We start from the raw sequence: 20,266 nt of genomic DNA, 5'->3' as shown, positions 1-20,266 counted from the left end.
TCGTAACGTCGTGCGCCGATGCAAGCGAGAGTCGCGACCGGCCGGCTCACCCGATCTGCTCCGCGGCGCGTACCAGTCGCTCAGCCGCGAAGATCAGGTCATCCGGGCGGTGAGCGGCGAAGCAGAGGCGCACCCCGGGATGGCCGGAGCCGAAGCGGCTGCCCGGAGCGAACGACACGCCGAGGTTCTCGGCCGCGGCCAGCAACATGGCCTCGTACGCGACCGTTGGCAGGCCGATCCACTGGAAATAGCCCCCAGTGGGCCGGGTGATCGTGAGACCCGGCGGAAGCCGCCCCGCCAATGCCGAATACAGCGCGTCGCGTCGTCGGCGCAGCTCGCCGACGAGGTCCTCGACGTGTCGCGCGACCGCACCGGTAGCCACAGCGTGTGCCACGGTGGCGGCCGTCAGGTGGTTGGCACCGCCACCGCTGGCCCGCTCACCGTCACGCGCCAGCCGGTCGAGCAGCTCCGTCGAGCCGACCACGCCACCGAGCCGCAGTCCAGGGGCGAGGCACTTGGACAGCGACAAAAGGGTGATCACCTTTTCTCGGTCGTCGCTCAGGCTCCACAGCGGCGCGGGCACCTGGTCGAAGCTCAGACGGGAGTATGCGTGGTCCTCCACTATGGTCATGCCCGTCCGCGCCGCCAGCTCCAACAATTCGGTACGTCGTTCGACGCCGAGTACACGGCCGGTCGGATTGTGGAACGTCGGCATCACGTAGAAGGCGACCGGCTCTCGCCGCCCGGCGAGGAACCGGCGCAGCCGGTCGATGTCGAGATCGTCCACCGGCCCGGGGACGGCCTCCACGCGTAGGCCACGGTCGACGAAGATCTGCCGGCCGAGATCGTAGGTGAGCGACTCGGTCAGGACCACCGCGCCGCGACGGCCGAGCTCGGCGGCGACGCCGGACAACGCGCTCGACGTCCCTGCCGTCGTGACGACCTGCTCCGGCGGGCAGCCCGGTACCTGTTCGGCAAGGAAGGCCCGCAGTTGGCGCGGTCCGGTGTTGGCACCATAGCTCAGCGCCTCGGCGGCGTGCCGCGTCAGGACGGCGGTGGCCGCGTCGGCCAGCAGGCCCGACGGCAGCAGGGCGGGATCGGGATAACCGGGGCCGAGGTCGATGATGCCTTCCCGCCGGACGCCCTGCCGCCAGTCACCGGTGTAGATCATGCAATAGTCTGGCATCCATCGATCGGGCCGGGAGCGGCTGGATCCGAGTGCCGCCTTGACCGGCTCGTGGCGTGAGTTGGACCAATCGTCCGTCCCCTGCAGCAGATCCTGGACTTCGCCGACCAGCAGCCGGTCGATCTGATCGTGGTGGCGGTCCAGCGCCCGGCCCGCGGTGTGGCCGGACGCCTGCTGGGCAGCCTGCCGCTGGCACGGATCGAGAGGTCACCCCGGCCGCTACTGGTGATCACCCACCCGCAGCGCCCTCGCTGACCGGGTCAGCCCTTCACCGCGCCCGCGGTCAGCCCCTCGGTCAGGAAGCGCTGCCCGAAGGCGTACATCACCACCACCGGGATGCTGACGAGCAGCGACGCCGCGGCGAGCTGCCCCTGCGGCACGACATCCCCGGCGATCATCGACTGCATCCCCACCGGGAGCGTCTTGTACTCGTCCTTCGTGATGAACACGAAGGCGAAGAGGAACTCGTTCCAGGCGTTGGTCAGGGTGAACAGCGCGACCGCCAGCAGTCCCGGCTTGGCCAGGGGCAGCACCACCCGACCGAACGCCTGGAGGCGGGTACAACCGTCGACCAGCGCGGCCTCCTCCAGCTCGACAGGGATCGACGAGAAGTACCCGGCCAGCAGCCAGGTGGCGAACGGAAGCGTGAAGGTCGGGTACGTCACCACCAGGGACCACAACGAGTCGGTGAGCCGCACCCCGATGAGCAGCTGGTACAGCGGGATGAACAGCAGCGCGCCCGGCATCACGTAGGTGATCAGCACCGTGACGGTGAAACCCTGCGCCCCGCGGAAGCGCAGCCGGGCCAGCGCGTAGCCGGCCAGGACGGCGCAGAGCAGCGCCACCGCGGTGGACGCCGCGGAGACCAGCACCGTGTTGAGATACCAGCGGCCGAACGGCTGGTTGGCGAAGAGGGTGCCGAACTGCTCCAGGGTCCACGGCGTCGGCCACAGGTCGTGTTCGCGCATGACGACCTGGCCCTCGGACTTGAAGGCCGTGACGGCGATCCAGTACATCGGGCCGAGCACGAAGGCGAGCAGGCCGGCCAGCGCGACACCGGAGCCCAGGCCCGAGACGAGGGACGACGCACGGCGGCCTCCCCGGGCCTGGAGCGCCGAGGCCACCCGACCGACCGCGACCGCGATCAGCAGGACCACCCCGAGCACCACCGCCGCCTTCCAGAAGATCTGCGGGGACGCCCAGAGCAGCAGACCGGCGACCGCCGCGGTGACGACCCACGGCAGCGCCCTCCGCGGCGTCCCGGCCCACCGCGCCGTACGGATACGCCGGGGTGGCTTGGTGCCGGTGTCCTGGCGCAACAGCCGGACCAGGACGAAGACCAGTCCGCCGATGATCGGCAGCATGACGAGCGTGACCGCCGCCCCGGCGCCGTACTGCAGTTGCAGGATCGCCTTCGAATAGGCGACGAGCACGTACGGCGCGGTCACGTCGCCCGGGCCGCCCTGGGTCAACAGCCAGATGAGGTCGAAGTTGTTGAACGTCCAGATCGACGACAGGGTCACCGTCACGGTGATCACGTGGCGCAGTCCGGGCAGCGTCACGTGGACGAACCGCTGCCACGCCGAGGCGCCGTCGATGGTCGCCGCCTCGTACTCCTCCGCCGGGATCGCCTTCAATCCGGCGAGGAAACAGATCGTGAAGAAGGGCACGCCCTTCCACACGTTGACAAGGATCACGGACGGCATCGCCAGCGAGGCGTCGGACAGCCAGCCTGCCGGCCAGCTCTCGACCAGCTGCGCGGAGGCCAGCAACGGCCCGATCCCCGAGGCGGTGAGCAGCGCGTTGACGCTGCCGAAGATCGGGTCGAGCAGGGAGCGCCAGCTGAACGCCGTCACCACCGTCGGCACCACCCATGGCACCAGGAGCAAGCCGGTCAGCAGGGCCCGCCCACGACGTCGGTGATGCAGCAGCAGGGCCGCGGCCAGCCCCAGTACCACCTTGAACACCTCGGCGTACGCGGTGAAGACGAACGAGTTCACCACGCCCGTGTGGAACTGCTCGTCGCCGACGAGGGCGAGATAGTTGTCGAATCCGACGAAGACGCTGTCCGGGCCGTGCCGTTCCGTGGTGCTGGTGACGATCGACCGGGCGATCGGCAGGAGTACGAGTACCCCGACCAGCACGGCCGTCGGGGCCAGAAACAGCGTTGCCAGCCGCCAGTCACGACCCAGTCGCCGCTGGGTCGTCGTGAGGGAGCCGGACCCCGGCGGCGAGGATGCCCTCGTCGCCGGGGCCGGCGCCGGGCGAACCGATCTCACTGCGGCAGCCCCTGCTGGGTGAAGATCTGCACCATCTTCGCGTGCGCGGCCGTCACGGCCTCTGCGGGCGTCGTTCCCTGGATGACCTGCTGCATCATGTCGGTGAGGACGTAGGCTGCGACGACGGCCTGCTGGCCGGCGCTGGCCTTCTGGGGGAAGGCCAATCCGTTCCTCGTGGAGAGCGGCAGCGGCTGCTGGGACATGGTGCGCAGCATGGAAAACGCCGGGTCGCCGCTGGTGAAGAACGGCTCGGCGTCCCAGACCTTCTCCCAGGCGGGCATCGCCAGGCCGGGTGCCTCCTTGGCGACGCCGACCAGCGCCGGCGCGCTGACCAGGTACTGCGCCAGGAGCTTGGCGAGCGCGGCGTTCTTGGCGCCCTTGAAGACGACGAATGCCTGGGACTGGCCGAAGAGCAGGGACTTGTCGGTCGCCGGCCCGATGCAGTCGGAGAAGACGTGGGTGTTGCCGTAGACCGGGTTCTTCTTGGTCTTCGAGTCCGCGTAGACGCTGAAGCTGTTGCGGGTGTAGCCGGTGACTCCGGCGAGCCAGTTCTCGTTGTTGCTGGTGTCGGTCCAGCTCGCCACCCCCGGTGGCAGCATCGGCTTGTACTTCGGGTTGGTGTAGATGTCGCCCAGGAAGGTCACCGCCTGCACCGTCTCGGGCGAGTCGAAGGTGACCTTCCGGCCGTCGTTGGAGGCGATCGCCCCGCCGTAGGAGTTGATCAAAGCCTCGATCATGCCGTTGCCGTCACCGGACCGATTGACGGTCATGCCCCAGCCGAACCGGCGCCTACTCGGATCCGAGATCGCCAGGCACAGGTCCCGCAGTTCCTCCCAGGTGTAGACGTCCTTGGGAGCGATGCCCTTCTCCTGCATCCAGTCCTTGCGCAGGAACGACCCGATTCCGATGAAGTGGTACGGGATGGCGAACCACTTGCCGTCGAAGACGCAGAAGTGCTTGGCCTCTGCGCAGGGCTCGCCGTACCTGGCCGTCAGCGCCTCGACGACGTCCGTCACCTCCTCCAGGTCGCCCAACGCCTGGAACTGCGCGACGAACCGCGAGTCGGTCATGAATGCCAGGTCACGTGCCACGCCGCCCTTGACCTCTGCGTCGATCTTGGCCACCACGTCGCCGGCGTCGGCCTGGACCAGACTGTTCTCGATCTTCGTGCCGGTGGTGTCGGCGAACTTCTTGACGGAGCTGTCGAGCATGTCGTTCGCCGCTGTCGAATACAGCTTCTGCGACAACATCCCCATCGAGGAGCCCTTCAGCGACGCCGCGGCGTCGAGTAGCTCCTTCGGCACCTCCGCCTGCGCCCTCGGCGGGGACTCCGAGTCGCCTCCGCACGCGGCCAGACCGGCCGCGCCGAGCACCCCCACCCCAAGCCCCAGAAAGCCGCGCCGGGACCACAACGGGTCGTCCTCCATGGCCACTCGCCTCCTTCCCTACCTCACAGCTGCACGCCGAAGAGGCCGGAAGGCCTGCTGCCTCCCTGGTGACATCTGCGACCGCACACGAGGACCGATCGCCCGAACGGGTGGTCGCAGCCCGCCTCTGTCGCGCAGTCATCGGAAATCGCCCCGGGGCGCGACGGGCCCTCCCCCCGACTTGCCCGAGACGTGCGCACCGCCGGCCCGGGACGTCGGCCTGCCCGGCGGTGCGCTCACCTTACCCATCTCGGAAAGTCGCGCCTAGAGAAAGAAGGCAAAATTTAGGCCACGACGCCATTCATCGACGTCAACTGCCTGCGATCTGGGTCGGACACGGCCCCTGGGCCTGCGCCACCCAAAGCTGTCGTCCGCCCATTGCGGCACAGGATTGCATCGACGTCAATGTCCGAACCCTCGCGTTGCCGAGGACCCGGTCCTCGCGGCCTCCTGAACCCCTGCCGCAGCAAGGTTCGAGTCGCGCCGACGCCGCTGCCGCCGTCTTGCGCCCATCCGGGCTGCTGCGCCCGCCAGAGCAGCGCATGCCCGCGCACGAGCATCCCACGGGACTGCGCCAGCCAGGTTTCTGCCTTCTCGGTGTCGGTTCCCACGGTGGTTGTCCTCAGCCCGGATTCCACGCGGAACATCAGGGGGTGGTGATGTCGAACCGGCGTACGGTGACGGAGCCGCCGAGTGCCTGGGTGGCGTGGTTGAAGATGCCGAAGCGATAGCCCATGAAGAACTGCCAGGCGTTGTTGAGAGTGAAGGCCGGCCCGAGGCCGGTGAACGTGCTCCCGTCGGTGCTGTACGAGAAGCGGGCCTGCCGGCCACTACCCGGCCGGATGTCGGCGTTGACGCGCAGCCAGATCCGGCCGCCGGAGACGGCGGCGGAGGCACGCTCGCTGCCGGTGCCGGTGGTGCTCCAGTTGCTGTCCATGGTGAGGCCGTCGGTCATCACGACCCGGGTGGCGCCGTTGTCGCGTTTGACACCGATCCAGGCGGACTGGTCCCGGAGCATGGCCAGGCCGGTCCGATCGCCGTCGCGCATGGTGGAGTAGTCCAGCTCCACAGTGGCAGTAGAGGACGGTCCCTGGATGCGGTGGGTCAGGGTGTTGCGGGCATTGTAGAGGTCATTCGTGACGGTCGCGGTCTGCAGCCGAAGGCCGTTGTTGACCGACCAGCGACCGTTGTCCGGGACATGGTTCCACTCGTACTGCGGGCCGAGCGTGGTGCCGGCGAAGGTGTCCGAGCCGGTGAGCGGCTTGCCCGGCCGGAGGGGCAGCGGGTTGGGGTAGTTGACGCCCCAGCCGCCGTTGACGGTCTGGATGCTGGGCCAGCCGTCGGCGCTCCAGGTGATCGGGGCGAGCGCGGGGACCCGTCCGCCGGGATACGCGTCGACGAAGCTCATGTAGTACCAGGCGCCGTTCTGGGTCTGCACCAGGCCGCCCTGGTGCGGTACGCCGCCGCCGGAGATCGGGCCGGGCATGTCGAGCAGTACCTGGCGCATCTCGTACGGGCCCCACGGATTGTTGGCCTTGAGTACGTACTGGCCGTTGGCCGGGCGGGTGAGCCAGATGTAGTAGCTGCCGTTGCGCTTGTAGAAGCGGGCGCCCTCCAGGGTCCCGACGCTGGACGGGGTCTGGAACACCTGCTGCGCGCGGACCTGGGACAGTCCGTCGGCGGAGAGCTGGGCGACGCTGATGGTGCCGTTGCCGTACGCGACGTACATGGTGTCGTTGTCGTCGACGAGCAGGCCGGCGTCGTAGTAGCAGTTGTTGATCCGGGACCGCTTCTGCCACGGTCCCGCGGCGTTGCTGGCGGTGTAGACGTAGGTCCGGTCGAACTCGGTGCAGCCGATCCAGTAGAAGGTGTTGTTGCTGCGCCGGTGCCCGAGGGTGGACGCCCAGATCCCCCTCACGTACGCCCGCCCGCCGGTCATGCTGTAGGCGCTGTTCTCGAACTCGGCCAGGCTCGGCACGGAGTGCCCGATGAACTCCCAGTTCACCAGGTCGTAGGAGCGCAGCACCGGCGCACCCGGCGAGTAGTGCATGGTCGACGCCGTCATGTAGTAGGCGTCGTCGACCCGGATGACCTCGACATCGGCGAAGTCCTGCCACACCACCGGATTGGTGTAGCTACCGCCGGCCGGCGGCGGCGTCGGCGGTGTGGTGGGGGTGCCGCCGCCGTCGACGCGGACGAGCTGCCACTGCTGGTTGGCGCCGTTCCAGTCGTCGTACTGCACGACGTTGCCCCCGTCGGCGGTCGAGGCGCCCTGCACCTCCACCACCTTGTTGCTGTTCCGGTTGATCAACCGGACGTAGCCACCGTCGGAGTCGGCCAACCGGAACTGCTGATTGGTCCCGTTACCGTCCGCCCACTGCACGATGCTCGCACCGTTCGCGGTCGAAAAATTGTAGACGTCCAGCACCTTGCCGGACAGCCGCGACTTCACCCGGTAGTAGCCACCACCGGAGTCGACGAACTGCCACTGCTGCTGACTACCGTTGTTCCGCGCCCACTGCACGATCCGCGCACCGTCATTCGTGGCCAGGTTGTACACGTCCAACGCCTTGCCACTGTTCCGGTTGACCAGCACATACCACGCGTTCGTGTCCACCGTCGCCGCCGCGGCCGGCGACGACACCACCGCCACCGCACCACCGCCCACCAGCACCACAGCCGCCGCCGCGGCCACCATTCGGGTCAACCGTCTGGGCCGTACTGGCGAGGGCGTCGACGACCCACCGGAGAGTTTCACTGATTTACCTCCAACTGGCGATACTCGAGGCAACCGCTCACCGTCCGAACATGCCGGGGCGCCGTGAGCGGAGTTGTCCTCGCTGCCTGACCTGGACCGCCGCCCGGCGTGCGCATGCCCTGACGCACCCTCCGGGCCGAGGTACGACGAGCGGCTCGCCCGGTGAGCCGGCTTCGCCCAGTCCTCGCCCATCGACTGTGAGCGATAACACGAGTGGCGTCAAGCCGTAACACCACGACAAGACCGATACAGCCGTAAGGCTTGCGAATCGCGTTGATGCCGGTATATGTCACCGCTAACATCGATAGCTCGCCATGACATCACTGGCCTCCGCCCGTCCGCACGCCAGGGACGACGACGTCGGCCCGCCCGGACATCGGCGTCTCCGCCTACCCGTTCGAGCTGGGCCAGGTACGACTGACCAGCGGCCGATGGCTGGACAACCAGAACCGGACACTGAACTACCTGCGCTTCGTCGACGTGGAGCGGCTGCTCTACAACTTCCGGGCCAACCACCGGCTCAGCACCAACGGCGCCGCCTCGAACGGCGGATGGGACGCACCGTCGTTCCCGTTCCGCACCCACATGCAGGGGCACTTCCTGACCACCTGGGCACAGGCCTGGGCGGTGCTCGGCGACACCGGCTGCCGGGACAAGGCCAACCGGATGGTGGCCGAGCTCGCCAGGTGCCAGGCGAACAACTCCGCCGCCGGATTCAACCCCGGCTACCTCTGCGGCTTTCCCGAGTCCGACTTCACCGCGCTGGAGGCGCGCACGCTGAGCAACGGCAACGTGCCGTACTACGTCATCCACAAAACCATGGCCGGCCTGCTCGACGTGTGGCGGCAGATCGGCAACAACCAGGCTCGGGACGTACTGCTGGCGCTGGCCGGCTGGGTCGACTGGCGTACCGGCCGGCTGACCGCGAGCCAGATGCAGAACATGCTCGGCACCGAGTTCGGCGGTATGAACGCGGTACTCGCCGACATCTACCAGCAGACGGGCGACGCCCGCTGGCTGACCACGGCGCAACGGTTCGATCACGCCGCCGTGTTCAACCCGCTGGCCGCCAACTCCGACCAGCTCAACGGGTTGCACGCCAACACCCAGGTGCCGAAGTGGATCGGTGCCGCCCGGGAGTACAAGGCAACCGGCACCACGCGCTACCGGGACATCGCCAGCAACGCCTGGAACATCACGGTCGGCGCGCACACCTACGCGATCGGCGGCAACAGCCAGGCGGAGCACTTCCGCCCGCCGAACGCCATCGCCGGCTACCTCCGGCAGGACACCTGCGAGCACTGCAACACCTGCAACATGCTCAAGCTGACCCGCGAGCTGTGGCTGCTGGACCCGAACCGGGCGGCGTACTTCGACTTCTACGAGCGGGCCCTGCTCAACCACATCATCGGAGCGCAGAACCCGGCCGACAACCACGGGCACATCACGTACTTCACCCCGCTGAACCCGGGCGGCCGGCGCGGCGTGGGTCCGGCGTGGGGCGGCGGCACCTGGAGCACCGACTACAACTCGTTCTGGTGCTGCCAGGGCACCGGCATCGAGGTCAACACCGCGCTGATGGACTCCGTCTACTGGAGCACCGGCGGCGGTGACCCGGGTGCTACCAGTCACCGTCTGGTCAACGCCGGGACCGGCCTCGTCCTCGGCATCCGGGACATGTCCACCGCCGACGGCGGGCTCGCCGTCCAGTGGGGTGACAGCGGCACCGCCGACCACAACTGGGTGGTGGTCACCGAGGGCAGCGCGGTGAAGCTGCGCAATGTTCACAGCGGCAAGGTGCTCGGGGTGGAAAACATGTCCACCGCCAACAACGCCCGGGTGCTCCAGTGGTCCGACAACGGCACGGCGGACCACCTCTGGACGCTGCTGGACCAGGGCGACGGCACCCACAAGATCCGCAACGTGCACACCGGCAAGCTGCTCGGCATTCTCGACGGCTCCACCGCCTGGGGCGCGCAGGCGGTGCAGGACCCGGACAACGGGAGCGCCGACAACCGCTGGCGACTGGTCCGCAACTGACCCACGCCCTGGGCCAGGCGCGACGATCGCGAGGACGAAATTGGATCTTGCGTGAGCAAGCGGTAGGCGGGAGGATGCGGGAAAGCGCTTGCCCAACGACGGGCGATGCGAGATGGAGAACAAAGTGCACAAAACACTGCGTAAAGTCGTACCCCTGCCCCTGACGCTCGCCGTGAGCCTGTCCCTGTGTGGCTTCACGTCTCCGGCCGCGAACGCCGCCCCCGCCGCCGGTCTCCGCCAGATGGAGTATCTGACCCGCGGCCTGGTCGCCGCCCAGACCCCGGACGGCATATTTCTGAGTTGGCGCTTCCTGGGCAACGAACCCGACGGCATCTCCTGGAACGTCTACCGCAGGGACGGCGGTGCGGACTTCACGAGAATTGCCACGATCGCGCCCAGGGATGTCCAGCCGGAGAGCGACTACGACACGAACCCCGGCATCGTGAAGGAAGACGTCACCCCGTCCAACTACACCGACCCGGACGGAACGCTCACCTCCGGCTACGAGGTCGCCCCGGTCGTCGGCGGCGTCGAGGGCGAGCGGCAGGGCATGAGCGTGCCCATGCTGTCGGCCCTGACCGGCCAGGCGGGCCAGGCCAACAGGGGTGCGGCGACCTACATCCCGCTCAAGCCCGCGCCATCCCCCGTGCCGCTCGCGCACTTCACCTACCGCGGCCAACGATTCGGCCCGGGCACCAATCTGAACGCGGCCAACATGGTCGTTCCGGGCACCGGAAACCAGCACTGGTACGTCCTCGACATGGATCTGCTGCGAGGCTTCCGTGTGGCGTACGACGACCAGGCGACCGTGACCCAGGAGCAGTTGGACGGTTGGGTCGCTCGGCTCAACGAGCACAACACGACGCCCAACGCTCTCGGCGTCGCCACCTACCCCGCCCCCCGGCCGCTGACGAACTCCCTCGTCGACGGCAAAATCACCGAAGCGCTCTACAAGGAACTCGAAGCCGAGTTCGTCAAGTACGTGGAAAACCTGGACTCCGGCACCACGCTGCCCTACGCGAGGACCGGCACCGGCGCGATACACACCTCGCAGAGCAGCCCCTACTCCACGCACGACATGACGGTCGGCGACTTCGACGGCGACGGCGAATACGAGATCGTCGTCAAGTGGCGGAGCACCCAGCAGGATCCGATGTATTCCGAGCCGATCTTCGGCGGCAGCAACACCACGACCGCTCCGGAATACGTCGACGTCTACAAGCTCGACGGCACGATGCTGATGCGCGTCGACATGGGCTACAACGTCAGGGCTGCCAACGACCACGAGACCACCCTCTTCGCCGAGGACTTCGACGGTGACGGCAGGGCCGAGCTGATGCTCAAGACCGCGCTGGGCACCCGCATCGGCAACTGGGACGAGGCGTCGCAGTCAGTCGTGTACCCGGACACCCTCGACACCGTCGTGGGCGGCGAGGACGGCCTGCGGACGACCACGGAGAGGTTCAAGGAATACTTCGCCGCCGGCAACACCGAGGCGCTCGACACCTACTGGTCGCTTCTCAACAGCTTCACCATCAGCTACCGCAGCCCGGTGGCCGGAGGCGGCAACGACGGGATCAACGATCCGGCTCTCAAACGGTGGATCAAGACCTACCATGTCGGCCCGATCGGTCCGGCAAAGGACGACCAGGAGTTCTTCTCGGCCTTCAGGTGGGACGCCGACGCCGGCAGGGGCGTGCTGGTGGACAGCGCCCGGTATCCGTTCCCCTACGAGGGCAGCGTCGACGGCGACAACTGGGCCATGACGCCCGCCACCCAGCGCGGCAACTACGCCTACCTGGCCTACCCCGGCCCGGGCGCCGGGAGTGGCCCCGGTGACTACAAGTCGCAGATGATGGCGCCGTCGGAGGCCTACTGGCTCGAAAAGCCGTGGAAGGCGGCCTCCTGGGGCGACGCGCAGGGCAACCGCGGCAACCGCTACGTCGGCGTCGTGGCCGCCCTGGACGGCACGCACAACTATGCGGTCTCCCAGCGCGGCTACTACGCGAGAACGACTCTCGCCGCCTTCCGCATCGCGGACGGCAAGGTGATCCTGCAGGCCAGCTTCGACTCGGCCGACCCGCAGTACTGGTCGCTCGGCGGCACCGCCTACGACTACCAGAACCGCGGCAACCACCACACCTCCTCCGGCGACCTCGACGGCGACGGCCGGGACGAGATCGTGATCAAGGCACTGGTCCTCGACCTGAACGCCGACGGCACGAAGATCCTGCCCGAGGTGCTCAACGGCGACACCATGCCCACCATCGAGGGACAGGACGGCGTTCCGCCGGTCGCCGGCAGCTTCGAGTTCGCCACCGACGCCGTCCGGGACAACCCGCTGAACACCTGGGCCCCGCTCCGGCACGGTGACCGCAGCGCGCTGCTTCCGGTCGACAAGGACAACACCGTCCGCATGTGGTCCGGCAGCGAGGAAAACCTGTTGGACGACATCCGCACCGGCCGGCAATCGGGCTGGCTGCCCGGCACCGAGGCACACGACCCGATGGCGGGCAAGCGGCGCAACGACCAGGGCGAGATCGTCCACGAGAACTCGATGATCTACGGGGTGTATGCCGGTTCCGACACCGAGGGCACGGTGGCGGGCAACTTCTCCAACCGCTGGCCCGGCGCGCAGGGACACTCGCAAAATGGTGCCAGGAGCATGGTCACCGGCGAGCTGCTCAACGGCAGCCACAACCTGGGCGGCGGCCAGTACGCCATCTGGTTCGGCGGCGGCCTGACGGCGATGGCCGCCAGCAACGCGACCATCAGCACGGTCGACGACCTGACCTTCGCGACCTCGCCGTATCTCGCGACCGGTTTCACCTCGACCGGCAACAAGAGCACGCCGACACTCAAGGCCGACCTGCTGGGCGACTGGCGCGAGGAACTCGTGCTCCGGGCCTCCGGCAACCGTCTGGCGATCGTCACGACCCTGTCCCCGACCGAGTACGGCATCCGCACCCTGATGCACGACCCGATGTACCGCGTCGGCGTGGCCAACAAGAACACCGGCTACGACCAGTTCGGGTTTACCAGCTTCTATCTCGGTGACGAGGCCGAGCTGCCCCCGATGCGGACCGACATCTCCGTCCCGGCCGCTCCCGACACGACCGCGCCGACGGTCACGGTGAAGCCGGAGTCGAAGGGACGGGACGGGGTCTACCGCGACGTCTCGTTCAAACTCTTCGACGCCGGAAAGATCGACAGGCTGACCCTGAACGGGGTCGCAAAGGACCTGACCGACAACACCTGGTCCGACCTCAACGGCGTCAGGCCGGGCACCTTCGGCGGCAGGGCCGGCAGCAACGAACTGAAGGTGTACGACGTGGCGGGCAACGTCACGACCCTGACCTTCACGCTGGACGTCACGGGCCCGACGGTGACGGTGAAGGACGGCGCCACCGAGACGATCGGCAGCGCGGCGGCCGGCTACGAGCTGGTGTCGTTCAAGCTCTTCGACGCGGGCAGGGTCGACCGGCTCACCCTGAACGGGGTAGACAAGGACCTCACCGACAACACCTGGTCCGACCTGAACGGGGTGCGGCCCGGTGCGTTCGGGGCGGTGCTCGGGGCGAACGAGCTGAAGGTGTATGACGTGGCGGGCAACGTCACGACGCTGACGTTCACGCTGGTCGAGCCGAAGCCGGCGGCTCCGGCCCGGGACTCGAGGTAGGTCCACCACACCGGCGACCAGGTCTCCTGCAACAGGGCGATCTACATTGCCCAGTGGTGGCTGCAAAACGGAAAGCCTCGGCACGTACTGACTGAGCGACGGCAGGGAAGGGCCGGTTCGCGAGAGCCGGCCCTTCGCTGTCCACCACGGCGAAACTTGTCGCTGGTCGGGGCGTTGACGGGGGAAGGACGCAGCTCGTTCTGCCGATGGCGGTGATCAGGGCCGCGATCATGATTTCCGAGGTTGTGGGCGGGATCGCCGCTCGGACACCGGCTTTCTGGCCTGGTGCGCGCTCTGGGTATGCACGTCCGGAATCCGCGGCACGCTGTGTTTAGCGACTGCTCCGCGTCCGGGCTGTTCGGCTCGCGAGCGTCACGGGTTGCCATGGCGGCGGCGTGACGGAATCGGCCGGACGTGGCCCATCCCCATTGCCGTCCGGTCACCGAAACCGGCGTACGCGGCGAACAACGCGAGGGCGTCGACAGCCCGCCGCGCCTCGCCCGGCAGACTCGTCGGCTCAGCCAGTTGGTAGGTGACCGAGCCGACCGTCCCCCGGCGGAACCGATGCTCCGGATTACGTTGCTGCGGCTCCACCATGTGCTGGGCCATCCGTACCTGCCCGTCGCTCGCCTCCAGATGCTCCGTTATCGCCATCGCCGCCGGCGGCGGCAACGCCACCTCACCAGCGAACGCGTCCCAACGGCGGGCCAGGTTGCCGAAGACCCGTTCCGCGTCCGGCCAGGGGCGCTGGCGGCGGGCGCCGTCACCGCGCCCGGTGGCGAACCCGACCGGCGTCAACAGCTCGAACGCCCAACTGGTGGTGTCGGGGTCGGCGCCGGTGGCCAACTCGGCGTACGACACGGCCCGTACCGCGACGTCGACGGTGCGGTAGCGGGTCTGCGCGATCTGATGCCCGCCGGCCCCGTGCAGGGCGGCCAGCACCGGAGCCACGTACGCGTCGACGAGCAGGCCGACGATGATCTGCGCCGGCTGTCCCGGGGCCGACGGCGGACGGCCCTGCTCATCGAGGACCGGAGTGAGGGTGAACGGCTTGTACCGGGGACTGTCGTGCAACGTCCTGGCCAGTCCCGGGTCGACCGCGTCGACCGCCTTGAGGAACGCGGCGTTCACCGCCGGGCCGGTGTGCGGCGGCGGGACCGCCGTCACGGCGGTCGGCGCCATGGAGACGACAATCTGCGTAGGCATCGGGCTGGGCGACCCCTTCGGTCCGGTGTGGTCGGTGGACGTACCGACTAAACCAGACCGGCGCTGCCCTGAAAATCATGCAGAAGTAGGTACGGTGCCCGCAGATGCCAGGGTGAGTGTCGGGCGCGGAGGCGACCGAAACGCGTCTGAAAGGCCCTGGTCGCACGTACCCGAACCAATACAGGAAGTGCGCCCGGTCTGCATCCGGTGCGGTTTCGTGTGCCCGGGAACTGACGCGCGCCGGGACTTGGGCCGCTGATAGCTGGTTTCAATCCGGTGCGGTTTTTGTGTGCCCGGGAACCGTGTCCGGAATGTCGGGCGGCCTGACCTGCTAAAACAGAGGATCCGGAGGGCAAGAGTGGATGGGGCGACGGAAGTTCACCTGCCGCCCCACCCCCACTCCCCTGGACGCCGGACTACCCGGGCGGTTTCGAAAGGAGGTCGTCGAGCCACTCGACACCGGCGCCGGCGACCAGGACGGCGAGGAGTTCCAGTCGTCGTCGGGCGGCGTCGGCCGGCAGCCGCAGTCGTCGCGCGCATGATTTGTCCAGATCGGTGACGCAGCGATCCAATGCCACAGCGCACATCTCGGCCAGCAGTTTCGGCAGCCCGCTGCGGCGTACGGCCGGGTTCGCCAGCAGCCGCAGCAGCACCTGCCGGCGGCGACGCCGTTGAGGCGTGTCACCGGGGTCGGTGTACTGCTCAGCGGGATCGTCGGGAGCGGAGCCGCGGATCGGCCGGGCACCGGGCAGGTCGTCGCACGGGTCGAGCCGGTCGGCGCGACGGTGCAGCGGAGCGGCGACGTTGGCGTCGTAGAAGCTCGGGTTGATCCGTCGAAGCCGGCTCAGGGCCGCCGTCAGACGCAGGCGGACCTGCTGGTTGCTGAGCCCGTGCGTGGCCGCCGCGTGCGGAATTCGCCACGGGTCGGAGACCTGGTCGCGCAGTCCGATCACGAAGCTGATCAGCAGGTCCAGGCCGATCGGGTCCTCGGCCAGCGGCGCCGCCCAGCGGGCGGTGGTCAGGTCGCGTTCAGGGCGAGCGTGCATCCCACGCGCCGTCGCTGATCGGCGGCGCAGCTCGGCGATGGCCCGGCGCTGATCCTGGTGTACGAACTGCCAGTAGATGGCGCGCAGCCAGGGCGCGATGTCGGCGTTGGCCCGGTCCGGATGGTGCGCGTAGCGGAGCAGGTCCGCACCGGCGGCGTCCGGGTCGATGATGGACGCGTGCGGCCCGTAGAGGAAGGACACCACCTTGTTGATCTCCTCGATGCGGCTCGGGCCGCCGATGCCGGTGTTACCACCGTCGGTGCTGCGATTGGAGGCGTTGCGCCGCAGCCGGTCGAACTGGCGGCGGATGTGCTCGTCACGCACGTCGGCGCAGTGGGCGCACAGGTGCAGCCATCGATTGGTGGTGCGCGGGCTGTCGACGCAGTGACTGGTGCCGTGCACGCTGCGGGCGATGACCATCCCCAGGTGATGGGTCATGGCGCGGACGACGGCGAGGAAGAAGAAGAAGAAGAAGAAGAAGGCGTACATGTCCTGCGGGTCGTCCGGTGAGCGCAGTGCCTTGTCCATCGAGATGCCTCCCGTTCTGACGCAGGAGAACAGCGGGTGGATGAGGTGGCGGGTGGTGCGGCCGCCCGCCTGGCGACACCGATGTCGTGGTGGGCGAAAGCCGGAGCGATCTGCCCACTGCGCTGGCCCGGGGTCTCGAACGGTGGTTGCGGCAACCCAACGAAGGTGACCCCCGACACCTAGGCAATTACTATACGTGAAGTTACCCACTGGTAGTCGTTGGCAGTCGGGCCGGACGCAGTGATCGTCCACACACGTCCGTCTCGTCGACTGTGCCGCTGCTTCGTCCATCTGTTCCGGGTAGACACATCACCCACATCCGGAGGACGAGATGGGCAAGACGATCAGGATCAACGGGGTCGACGTGCCGGTGATTGACGACATGCTGTCGGGCCGCGACATCAAGCAGGCAGCCGGCCTGCCGCAGGAACGGGTCCTGGTCCGCCAGGATGTTGACCGCAACGTCATCGTCGCCGATGACCAGCGAATCCGCGTCGCCGACCAGCAGCAGTTCACCCACCACGCCCGGCACTCGAAGGCGATGACCACGCTCGACCCGAGGCGGCTGCGCATCCGGCACGAAGCAACCCAGCTCGCGTACGCGTATCCGGGGCTGACCGTCGCCGACGACGACTCCTGGCTGCACATCCCCGAGTTCCGGCTGCCGCTGCACTGGGTGCCGGACCGTACCAGCGTGTTGATCGTGCCCCCGGCCACCTACCCGGAGTCAGCACCGGACGGCTTTTTCCTCGGCGACCACCTGCGCCGCCGCGACGGCCGCACGCTCGCGCAACCCGCCCACTACTTCTCGGCCTACAAGAACCGCTACGCCGAGCTCGGCTACCGCTGGTACTGCCTGGAGGACCCGGAACGCAACTGGGATCCACGCTACGACTCGCTGGTCAGCTACGTCGAGGCGATCCGCACCTACCTGGGCACGGTCGACTGATGAGCTGCGTGCTGCGGATCAGTCACGACACCTGGGACACCGTACGCCGGCATCTGCGCGACAGCGACGACGAACGCGGCGCCTACCTGCTGGCCCGCGCCGGCCGGTGGACCGACCCATGGGGCACCGGGGTCGTCACCGACCTGCTGGTCACCCGGGCCATCCCGATCCCGGACGACGCGTTGTCGGTGCAGAACGGCGTACGCTTCGAGGTCGCGCCCTGGCTGACCCGCGAGGTGCTGATCGCCTGCTTCGAGACCGGACTGTCCCTCGTCGACGTACACAGCCACCCTTTTGCCGACGACACGGTCAGCTTCTCGGGCGTCGACGTGGAGAACATGCACCAGACGCACACCGAGTTTCTCGACCGGATGCCGCCCGCACCGCCGGTCGGGGTGGCGTCGCTGGTGCTCGGCCAGGCGTCGGTGGCCGGCGCCTACACCGACCCGGACGACGGAATGTTGCGAATGCTCGACCGGCTGGTGCTGCTCGGCGACGACCTCACCGAGGTGACACTGTGCCGATCCTGACCACACCGACCGGCGGGCCGACCGGTTCGCCAGCACTACTCGCGGACCGCTACGACCGGCAGGTGCGGGCGTTCGGCCCGCACGCTCAGCGCCGGCTCGCCGAGCTGACCGTCGCCGTGGTCGGCCTCGGCGGCGTCGGCAGCCAGATCACCCAGTCTCTGGCCCACCTGGGCGTGGGCAAACTGCTTCTCGTCGACCCGGATACGGTCGCCGCCACCAACCTGAACCGCCTCGTCGGTGCCAAGCCGTCCGACGTGGCTCGGGCGGCCACCAAGGTCACCGTCGCGGCCCGCACGGTCCGGACCGTCAACCCGCAGGTACGGATCCGCGGCATCACCGGCAGCATCCTCGATCCGGTCGTCTGGCAACAGGTGCGGTCAGCCGCGGTGATCGTCGGTGCGGTCGACGGACATGCGCCACGCTGGGCGTTGAACCGGCTGGCAGTGCAGTACGCCCGCTGCTACCTCGACACCGGGGTCGAGCTGGGACCGGCACCCCGCCCGGAGCCGGCCGACAACCAAATTCAAGAAGCAGATTCCCGAGTACGCCTGGAGGCCGGCGGCCACTTGGCGGTTGTCCGCCCCGGCGGGCCTTGCCTGCGCTGTCTCTCCGGCTACGATCCCCGGCTGGTGGATGCCGAACTCGACCCGGAGTTGGCCGCTGCTCGCCGGACGGCTGGGTACCGCGTCGACGATTCAGGCGAGCCGACGCCCAGCGTGGTCTTCGTCAACCAGATCATCGCCGGGTACGCCGCCGGCGAGTTGCTGAACTACATCTCGCCGTGGCGGCCTCCGCTGCGGTATCTGCTGGTGGACGCGTCGGCGAACGAAACGGCGGTGCTGGGCGCGGACCGTGACCCGCAGTGCCTGGCCTGCGGGCCGGACTCACCACGCGGGCTCAGCGACGCCGCCGGCCCGCCGCCTGTGGCCCGGACCACCACGCCGCCACCGGCCCGTGACGCTGCCGGCGCACAACAGAGCCCGAACGTCCGGTCGTCCCGATACCCGTCACCCGGTGACCTGACTTGGCTCAAATTAGTGCGCACCGCGGTCGTGGATGCGGGTGAGGGCATCGCGGAGGTCGTCGGGTAGCGGGTCGACGGCGGTGAGGGTGTGCTCGCCGGCCTGGATGTTGATGGTGCGGTAGCGGCGGGTGGTGCGCACGAACTTCTTGATCGACCAGCCGGTGGTCTGCTCGATCCACCTGCTGACGGCCAGGGCGGCGAACACGACCGTCAGGTGCGCGTCGATCGACTCGCGCTTGTGGTGGTAGATCGGCCGCGCACGTAGGTCGTGTTTAGACATTCGGAACGACTTCTCGATGTGGAACAGTCGGTGGTAGGCGTCGATCACGAACTCGGCGGTGATGTCCGGGGGTTGGTGACGTAGCCTTTGAGGCCGGCAAGGGCGCGTGCCTTGGCTTCCAGGGTCCGGTTGACACTCTTGGTGGTGCCGGTGAGCTGGATGAACCGGTTGCGTTTGACGGCGGTCTTGACGGCGACGGCCTGCTCGGCTTTGGCGACCTGTTCGTCGATGCCGTGCAGGGTGCGCCGAGCCCGGTCCGCCCGGTACTGGTAGTAGATGATCTGGTCGCGGCGCTGGTCCTTGGGGCCGGCAGGCCAGGGCTGGGTGAAGATGTGCCCGTCGGGGAGCTGCTCATCCGGGTGCTCGTGGCGCCACGCCTGGACCACGTACGGCACGTCGGGTATCCGCGCGCCGAGGATGAACGACAACCCCGCGGCCTCGATGGCCTGCTGGTTGGCCGCGGAGATCATGCCGGCGTCGGCCACGACCGTGACATCAGCCAGCTGGTGGGCATCCATGAACGCACGGATGGTCGGCAGCATCGTAGTGGTCTCGCCCCGGTTGCCCTCGAACGCGTTAACCATCAACGGAAACCCGCTTGTGTCGGTGAGCAGCCCGATCGTGATCTGCGGCTCCAGGCGGCGTTCTTTGGAGAACCCGGGCTCACGGAACCCGTCCCCGGCATCGGTCTCGAAGTACAAGGTGGACACATCGTAGAGAATTAGTGACGCCGGCCTCAGATCAGCGGTGCGGGCGCACGCCGCGGCCAACTTCTGCCGCCAGGACTCTTTCGCGAACGCGGGCAGACGCCGCTTGAGGGTCGCGTACGCCCGGCGGGTCGAAACCTGCCTCCTCGACCACCCGCAGACTGTCCAGCTTGCTGGTCGGCTCGACGATCCGTGCCAGCACCAGTAATCGGAACACCTCGTCACCACCAGCGGCCTCCTCGAACCCCAACAGCTGGTAGGCGTGGCCGAGCGCGTCCCACAGGTACCTCATCCGCGACGACGTGATCGCAAGCGGCCCACCACCAGCACCACTGCGGCCTGCAACGCCGCGAAGTCCGGGCCAAAGTCGAGCTCGGGCTGCCCCACAGCCAGACGCTGCCTCGCCACCGCCTTGAGCGCCTCCAACGCCGCATCGTCATGCGCCGAGCCGATGTGCTCGATGTCCCGCGACCCGCGACGCGAGGAGTGCACGATCTGCACCGCCCTGGCCCCCGACGCCGTCTTCACCGTGCGCACTTACGCCACGAGCGACAGCCTAGAACCGGCCGCTTAGTGTGCAGATTTTCGCCGTTCACACGACGAAACCGCGGCTCAACAGCCAGCACC

General features: G+C 68.2%; 11 protein-coding genes and 1 pseudogene. 5 read left to right on the top strand and 7 right to left on the bottom strand.

What is annotated here, in order from left to right:
* Positions 1 to 46 precede the first annotated feature (46 nt).
* From ACN28C_RS19135 to ACN28C_RS19120, 4 genes are all read right to left on the bottom strand, one after another.
* Positions 47 to 1,186, bottom strand: a complete 1,140-nt coding sequence (locus ACN28C_RS19135) for a PLP-dependent aminotransferase family protein (RefSeq protein ID WP_422768910.1) — start codon at positions 1,184 to 1,186, stop codon at positions 47 to 49.
* 260 nt (positions 1,187 to 1,446) lie between these two features.
* Positions 1,447 to 3,465 carry an ABC transporter permease subunit gene (locus tag ACN28C_RS19130; RefSeq protein WP_422768909.1) on the bottom strand — a complete coding sequence of 673 codons (2,019 nt, stop codon included), beginning with the start codon at positions 3,463 to 3,465 and terminating at the stop codon, positions 1,447 to 1,449.
* Positions 3,462 to 4,892, bottom strand: coding sequence for an extracellular solute-binding protein (locus ACN28C_RS19125; RefSeq protein ID WP_422768908.1), 1,431 nt, complete (start codon positions 4,890 to 4,892; stop codon positions 3,462 to 3,464). The genes ACN28C_RS19130 and ACN28C_RS19125 overlap by 4 nt, the downstream gene beginning before the upstream one ends.
* A 646-nt stretch (positions 4,893 to 5,538) precedes the next feature.
* Complete coding sequence (locus ACN28C_RS19120) at positions 5,539 to 7,590, bottom strand: family 43 glycosylhydrolase (RefSeq protein WP_422774734.1); 2,052 nt, start codon at positions 7,588 to 7,590, stop codon at positions 5,539 to 5,541.
* Between the two features lie 435 nt (positions 7,591 to 8,025).
* On the opposite strand from ACN28C_RS19120, the gene ACN28C_RS19115 reads away from it, so the two are divergent.
* Positions 8,026 to 9,690, top strand: coding sequence for a beta-L-arabinofuranosidase domain-containing protein (locus ACN28C_RS19115; RefSeq protein WP_422774733.1), 1,665 nt, complete (start codon positions 8,026 to 8,028; stop codon positions 9,688 to 9,690).
* Positions 9,691 to 9,862: 172 nt separating this feature from the next.
* Positions 9,863 to 13,369, top strand: coding sequence for a hypothetical protein (locus ACN28C_RS19110; protein WP_422768907.1), 3,507 nt, complete (start codon positions 9,863 to 9,865; stop codon positions 13,367 to 13,369).
* A 372-nt stretch (positions 13,370 to 13,741) separates the two neighbouring features.
* On the opposite strand, the gene cas6 is transcribed toward ACN28C_RS19110, so the two are convergent.
* Together cas6 and ACN28C_RS19100 are read right to left on the bottom strand one after the other, a co-directional pair.
* On the bottom strand, positions 13,742 to 14,575 hold the full coding sequence (cas6, locus tag ACN28C_RS19105) for a CRISPR system precrRNA processing endoribonuclease RAMP protein Cas6 (RefSeq protein WP_422768906.1): 834 nt from the start codon (positions 14,573 to 14,575) through the stop codon (positions 13,742 to 13,744).
* 416 nt (positions 14,576 to 14,991) lie between these two features.
* Entirely contained in the window at positions 14,992 to 16,149 is a 1,158-nt protein-coding gene (locus ACN28C_RS19100; RefSeq protein WP_422768905.1) for a hypothetical protein, read from the bottom strand.
* Between the two features lie 331 nt (positions 16,150 to 16,480).
* On the opposite strand from ACN28C_RS19100, the gene ACN28C_RS19095 reads away from it, so the two are divergent.
* The 3 genes from ACN28C_RS19095 to ACN28C_RS19085 are packed head-to-tail and all read left to right on the top strand — an operon-like array spanning position 16,481 to position 18,719.
* Complete coding sequence (locus tag ACN28C_RS19095) at positions 16,481 to 17,098, top strand: E2/UBC family protein (protein ID WP_422768904.1); 618 nt, start codon at positions 16,481 to 16,483, stop codon at positions 17,096 to 17,098.
* The gene (locus ACN28C_RS19090; RefSeq protein WP_422768903.1) at positions 17,098 to 17,628 is read left to right on the top strand and encodes a hypothetical protein; all 531 of its coding nucleotides are present in this window, start codon (positions 17,098 to 17,100) and stop codon (positions 17,626 to 17,628) included. Before ACN28C_RS19095 ends, ACN28C_RS19090 begins: the two co-directional genes overlap by 1 nt.
* Positions 17,616 to 18,719, top strand: coding sequence for a HesA/MoeB/ThiF family protein (locus tag ACN28C_RS19085; protein WP_422768902.1), 1,104 nt, complete (start codon positions 17,616 to 17,618; stop codon positions 18,717 to 18,719). The genes ACN28C_RS19090 and ACN28C_RS19085 overlap by 13 nt, the downstream gene beginning before the upstream one ends.
* Here the strand turns inward: ACN28C_RS19085 and ACN28C_RS19080 are convergent.
* A pseudogene (locus tag ACN28C_RS19080) lies at positions 18,663 to 20,176 on the bottom strand (IS1634 family transposase). The gene ACN28C_RS19085 and the pseudogene ACN28C_RS19080 overlap by 57 nt on opposite strands.
* Positions 20,177 to 20,266 lie beyond the last annotated feature (90 nt).

This window comes from Plantactinospora sp. WMMC1484 (assembly GCF_049315195.1).
Lineage (GTDB): Bacteria > Actinomycetota > Actinomycetes > Mycobacteriales > Micromonosporaceae > Plantactinospora.
Note: the sequence above shows the minus strand (reverse complement) of the source record. Positions and strands in the feature narration are given on the sequence as shown.

Coding starts and splice junctions, on each gene's coding strand:
- ACN28C_RS19135 (WP_422768910.1), bottom strand. CDS start 1,186: ATGCCAGACTATTGCATGATCTACACCGGTGACTGGCGGCAGGGCGTC.
- ACN28C_RS19125 (WP_422768908.1), bottom strand. CDS start 4,892: ATGGAGGACGACCCGTTGTGGTCCCGGCGCGGCTTTCTGGGGCTTGGG.
- ACN28C_RS19120 (WP_422774734.1), bottom strand. CDS start 7,590: ATGGTGGCCGCGGCGGCGGCTGTGGTGCTGGTGGGCGGTGGTGCGGTG.
- cas6 (WP_422768906.1), bottom strand. CDS start 14,575: ATGCCTACGCAGATTGTCGTCTCCATGGCGCCGACCGCCGTGACGGCG.
- ACN28C_RS19100 (WP_422768905.1), bottom strand. CDS start 16,149: ATGGACAAGGCACTGCGCTCACCGGACGACCCGCAGGACATGTACGCC.
- ACN28C_RS19095 (WP_422768904.1), top strand. CDS start 16,481: ATGGGCAAGACGATCAGGATCAACGGGGTCGACGTGCCGGTGATTGAC.
- ACN28C_RS19090 (WP_422768903.1), top strand. CDS start 17,098: ATGAGCTGCGTGCTGCGGATCAGTCACGACACCTGGGACACCGTACGC.